Source organism: Pseudoalteromonas sp. SWXJZ94C, from assembly GCF_015864385.1.
Taxonomy (GTDB): domain Bacteria; phylum Pseudomonadota; class Gammaproteobacteria; order Enterobacterales; family Alteromonadaceae; genus Pseudoalteromonas.
The window spans coordinates 1-4,677 of record NZ_JADYXF010000094.1; the positions used below are offsets into that span (position 1 = coordinate 1).

General features: G+C 37.3%; 6 protein-coding genes, 1 tRNA gene and 1 pseudogene. 3 read left to right on the top strand and 5 right to left on the bottom strand.

Annotation, left to right across the window (positions count from 1 at the left end):
- Window position 1 precedes the first annotated feature (1 nt).
- Window positions 2-77: transfer RNA gene (locus I6F65_RS20880), tRNA-Gly, on the top strand.
- 163 nt (window positions 78-240) lie between these two features.
- Here I6F65_RS20880 and I6F65_RS20885 read toward each other — a convergent pair.
- The 4 genes from I6F65_RS20885 to I6F65_RS20900 all read right to left on the bottom strand — a co-directional run bounded on the left by I6F65_RS20885 (window position 241) and on the right by I6F65_RS20900 (window position 2,713).
- Window positions 241-948 carry a metallophosphoesterase gene (locus I6F65_RS20885; protein ID WP_166109619.1) on the bottom strand — a complete coding sequence of 236 codons (708 nt, stop codon included), beginning with the start codon at window positions 946-948 and terminating at the stop codon, window positions 241-243.
- 359 nt (window positions 949-1,307) lie between these two features.
- A complete protein-coding gene (locus I6F65_RS20890; RefSeq protein ID WP_197114740.1) occupies window positions 1,308-1,736 on the bottom strand; it encodes a secondary thiamine-phosphate synthase enzyme YjbQ in 429 nt (142 codons plus the stop codon).
- A complete protein-coding gene (locus I6F65_RS20895) occupies window positions 1,733-2,200 on the bottom strand; it encodes a chemotaxis protein CheX (protein ID WP_024613047.1) in 468 nt (155 codons plus the stop codon). Before I6F65_RS20895 ends, I6F65_RS20890 begins: the two co-directional genes overlap by 4 nt.
- Before the next feature lie 75 nt (window positions 2,201-2,275).
- Window positions 2,276-2,713, bottom strand: coding sequence for a transcriptional repressor (locus I6F65_RS20900; RefSeq protein ID WP_024599240.1), 438 nt, complete (start codon window positions 2,711-2,713; stop codon window positions 2,276-2,278).
- A gap of 95 nt (window positions 2,714-2,808) precedes the next feature.
- Between I6F65_RS20900 and I6F65_RS20905 the strand changes: the two genes are divergently transcribed.
- Window positions 2,809-3,429 carry a MarC family protein gene (locus I6F65_RS20905; RefSeq protein WP_024613046.1) on the top strand — a complete coding sequence of 207 codons (621 nt, stop codon included), beginning with the start codon at window positions 2,809-2,811 and terminating at the stop codon, window positions 3,427-3,429.
- A 123-nt stretch (window positions 3,430-3,552) separates the two neighbouring features.
- Window positions 3,553-4,485 (top strand): tRNA dihydrouridine(20/20a) synthase DusA, encoded by a 933-nt coding sequence (gene dusA / locus I6F65_RS20910; protein ID WP_231613260.1) that lies wholly within the window; start codon window positions 3,553-3,555, stop codon window positions 4,483-4,485.
- A 52-nt stretch (window positions 4,486-4,537) separates the two neighbouring features.
- On the opposite strand, the pseudogene I6F65_RS20915 reads toward dusA, so the two are convergent.
- Window positions 4,538-4,677: pseudogene (locus I6F65_RS20915) on the bottom strand (IS4 family transposase); the annotation flags it as partial.

Sequence of the window (4,677 nt, forward strand, 5' to 3'; positions counted from 1 at the left end):
TGCGGTACTAGCTCAGTTGGTAGAGCGCGACCTTGCCAAGGTCGAGGTCACGAGTTCGAGCCTCGTGTACCGCTCCAATCTCTTATTTTAAAACCTCTAATAATCCTATTAAATTTATTTTCTATATTTTCTATATTTTCTATATTTTCTATATTTTATTTATCTTTTTAGTTCTATAAAGCTGATAAAGATTATGCTTTTTAATTTTTTTAAAATGAGAATTAGATCAAAATTAGCAGGTTAGTCTAAAAACTTACTGGGTTCAATTAAACCTATTCTTCCTGTTTGATAACTTCCTAAATCCATAAAAGTCCGATTACCAATAGTGACATATTGACCAACAATCGCGTGACCATGAAAAACATGATCTATGTTTTCAACTAACTCTATTTCCTCAAGATCTATTTCCATTCGAAGTGACTGACGTTTTCTCCACATCATTCGTTTAGTCTCTAATACATCATCTAGTTCATTAGGATTAACTGTATTTAGTAATTCCACAACGTCAAACCAATCACAACTAAATGGCAACTCAGCATGAACTAAACCTACTTTTTTACCTGAAGGTAGACTTAACTCAATTGCCACTGGTAATTCGATAAATCGTTTACAAAAAGTAGCCAATTGCTCTTCTGATAGGTCTTTAGCCCAAGCTCCTCCAGAGCGGATCCAGCGTTTCCACCATTGCTCTGAACTTTCACTTACAGAATGAATTAACATTCGCTCATGATTGCCTTGAATAGCATAAAACCACGGCTTATCCAGCCACAATAGTGCCTGCTCAGATTCATCACCTCTATCAATTAGATCGCCTAAGCTGAAAAGTCTATCCTTAGCTTCATTAAAGCCTACGTCATTTAATTTTGATTGAAGAAGAGAGAAATGACCGTGAATATCAGAACAAATATAATCATTACCTAAGAGGTTTTCACTGAATTTAGCGATCATAAATAATATTACCGATTTGGTTATGTAGGTGTTACTTTATTTGCATTGTACCCGTTAAATATAAAAAACCATATTTTATGAATTCGGTTGTTTTTTAAAGAAAATTTAACTGAATATGTAAATTATAGTTTTATAATGCTATATCTGTTTTATGAATATATAGAGAACTGTCTGGCTGATATTTGCCCAAAATCGATAGGAAGCGACCGAGGTATAGGTAAGTATGATTTAAACTTTTTATTTTAATTAAATTTGAAACGTACAGTTTGTTGGTCTTAATTAAGCGAAAGGTAAATTTATAAACTAGAAGTGAGCACTTCTAGTGTGAGTAAACTTTAGGTAGTCAGTAAAAATAAAGCTTAAATTGTTTCACCTTGAATTGTTACTACAATACGTCTAGAACCACCACAATCGCGATGCTCACCTAAATAAATGCCTTGCCATGTACCTAGTGCTAAATAACCGTTTGAAATAGGAATACTTAACTCACAACCCAATGTACTCGTTTTAATATGTGCAGGCATATCGTCATCACCTTCGTAATCATGACGGTAATAAGGTTGGCGCTCAGGAACAAATTTATTGAAATGACTTTCCATATCCATTCGCACAGTAGGATCGGCATTTTCGTTTATGGTAAGGCTTGCTGAGGTATGTTGAATGAATAGGTGTAACAAGCCTACTTTATAGCGTGAGAGCTCAGAAAGTTGAGATAGTATTTCGTCATCTATTAAATGAAAACCCCGAGTGCGGGGTTTTAATGTAATTATTTTTTGCTGCCAACTCATAGCTTATCGAAGCTAACTTCAATATTTGCATTTCCTGCATCGCAGCTAAATGGCATGATGATTTTTTTACCTTGGCTTTTGTGGGTAATAGTATGCCCTTTACCCGATACAACAATAGGTGTTGCCATATCAAAGTCGAAACCCTTTTCACCAAGTAAATTTTTAGCGCCACCAGTTACCATGTTAGTTATTTCGCCAACCATATCGGTGACTTCTTCATCTATTGTATCTGGACGGTCGCCAAGCATGCGTTCCATGATTGTTAGCGCTAATTCTTCATCAAAAGTAATTGAAAACGATCCACGAGTTTGAGGGCCCACCATACCAATCAGACCTGATACATCACCACAGGCGATTTCGTCCGTTTTAATACGAGGTTTACCTGGCTTTAATTGAGTCTGAGCCATTGTACTTAATACATTGATCAAAGAGGATAAAAACGGATTGATGAACTCTACATTCATATTGTTTACTCTTAAATTGGTGCTATGAAATGGCTACAACTATATGAGTATAGCCATTGAGAAAAACTTTGGGGATTACGATGCTCTACAAGACTCACATTTTCCATGAGCTTCGATAGTTTGTCCCGAAACAACAAATCCACCTTCGGCAGCTAAATTATTTAGCTCGTGTGAGATAACAGTTGAATGTAACTCTTTAACAAAACCGCATGTATCACAAATTAATAGTTGTACCGGATGAATATGATCAAAATGGTGACACAGCATAAATGCATTAGTGCTTTCAATTTTGTGAATAAAGCCTAGTTCAGCCAAAAAATCTAATGCACGATATATAGTGGCAGGTTTGGCACCTGTCTCTGTTACTTTTAATTGTTCGAGTAGATCGTATGCACCTACACCACCTTGTGCACTGGCGAGTAAGCGAAATACTTTCTCGCGGATCGGCGTAAAACGTGCACCACGGTTGTCACAAACTTGTTTTGCTTTACTTACGAGTGATTCTATATTCATCATTACTCTTATCCTTATGCTACCGTGTTATACTAACATACTGTGTTGTAGTTGCAGCGTTTTTATTAAGCGCTTTTTACCTAGGAAACCCAGTAATGCATGAACTATTAGCTATATTTATATTCTTTTTTGCGGTTATAGACCCAATTGGCACTGTACCTGTATTTATTGCAGTTACACGTGGTGAGGATGAAAAATTTAAACGTAAAGTTATATTAAAAGCGGTAGGCGTGTCTGCATTGGTACTCTTGTTTTTTGTGCTCGCGGGGGAGCAACTACTTAACGCAATTGAAATTCCACTTTCGGCTTTTCAAATAGCCGGCGGTATCATATTACTTATTTTTGCACTTTCAATGATATTTGGTGAAAGTAAACCAGAAACTGAAATTAAAAGTGTACGCGATAGTATGGAGACTGCCATTTTTCCGCTAGCTATTCCATCTATCGCCAGCCCCGGCGCTATGTTAGGTGCTGTATTGATGACCAGAAATGAAGAATATACCTGGGTTGAGCAGTTAATGACATCATCGATGATGCTTGCTGTACTGGCTGTTGTATTAGTTTTATTATTGCTTGCAACCCATGTACATAAATTAATAGGTGACAGTGGTGCAAGTATAATAAGCCGAATAATGGGACTTATTTTAAGCTCTGTTGCAGTGACTAATATTTTAAATGGTATAGCTCATTACTTTGGTTTACAGGTGTATTCTTAACATTGATGCCCGTTAGGCTTTTGTGTAGAATGCAGCGCCTTTTAAGCTGTGCTTAATAACTTTAATACCCTGAGGTTTGCTTTGAATAAATGTACTTTGGATAGACGCTTTTCTGTGGCCCCAATGCTTGATTGGACTGATCGCCATTGTCGTACTTTTCATCGCAAAATGACTAAACATACTGTGCTTTACACCGAAATGATAACCACAGGGGCTATTTTATTTGGTCGAGGTGATTACTTACATTTTAATAAGCACGAAGGTCCGGTTGCACTGCAACTTGGTGGCTCTGACCCTAAAGCGCTTGCGCAATGTGCAAAGTTAGCAGGTGAACGTGGCTACGATGAAATAAATTTAAATGTAGGTTGCCCGTCAGACCGAGTTCAAAATGGTCGTTTTGGCGCTTGTTTAATGGGCGAACCTCAGTTAGTTGCTGACTGTGTTGCGGCAATGAAAAGTGAAGTCAATATTCCTGTTACTGTCAAAACGCGTATTGGTATTGATGAGCAAGACTCGTATGAGTTTTTATGCGCACTTATTGAAGCATCACATAAAGTAGGGTGTGACGATTTTATTATTCATGCTCGCAAAGCGTGGTTAAAAGGTCTGAGTCCGAAAGAGAATCGTGAAGTTCCTCCTCTTGATTATCCGCGAGTTTATCAGCTTAAAAAAGATTACCCACAGCTAGATCTAAGCCTTAACGGTGGTGTTAAAACGATTGAGCAGAGCCTAGAACATTTGCAACATATTGATGGTGTAATGATTGGACGAGAAGCTTACAGCAATCCATTTATATTAAATGAAGTAGATGAAAAAATTTATGGAGATGTGGCTAATATGCAATCTCGTCATGATGTTGTGCGTTCTATGTATACTTATATTGAAGAAGAAATGCGTCTTGGTGCTAATTTTTGGCATGTAGCACGCCACATGTTAGGCATTTTTCAGGGGCAACCTGGTGCACGTGGGTTTAGACGACATTTGTCAGAAAATGGTCATGGGAAGCAAGCCGATTTGTCGGTAATGGATAAAGCATTAAGCTTTGTACCTGAATAAATTTAGATTAAGAAATTAAATATTAAGCCACTTTCGAGTTAACATCATTCAGTTAAGCATGCTTTGACTTAATGGTGTACCGAGTTTTTGAAATTCGAACGGTCCTACTTTTGGACCGTTTTCTTTTTTCTGGAAGAATATAACGTTTCACTCGTTCTCGCATTGCCCTTAATTTCTTTGGAATTGAACCTG

Coding starts and splice junctions, on each gene's coding strand:
- I6F65_RS20885 (WP_166109619.1), bottom strand. CDS start 948: ATGATCGCTAAATTCAGTGAAAACCTCTTAGGTAATGATTATATTTGT.
- I6F65_RS20890 (WP_197114740.1), bottom strand. CDS start 1,736: ATGAGTTGGCAGCAAAAAATAATTACATTAAAACCCCGCACTCGGGGT.
- I6F65_RS20895 (WP_024613047.1), bottom strand. CDS start 2,200: ATGAATGTAGAGTTCATCAATCCGTTTTTATCCTCTTTGATCAATGTA.
- I6F65_RS20900 (WP_024599240.1), bottom strand. CDS start 2,713: ATGAATATAGAATCACTCGTAAGTAAAGCAAAACAAGTTTGTGACAAC.
- I6F65_RS20905 (WP_024613046.1), top strand. CDS start 2,809: ATGCATGAACTATTAGCTATATTTATATTCTTTTTTGCGGTTATAGAC.
- dusA (WP_231613260.1), top strand. CDS start 3,553: ATGCTTGATTGGACTGATCGCCATTGTCGTACTTTTCATCGCAAAATG.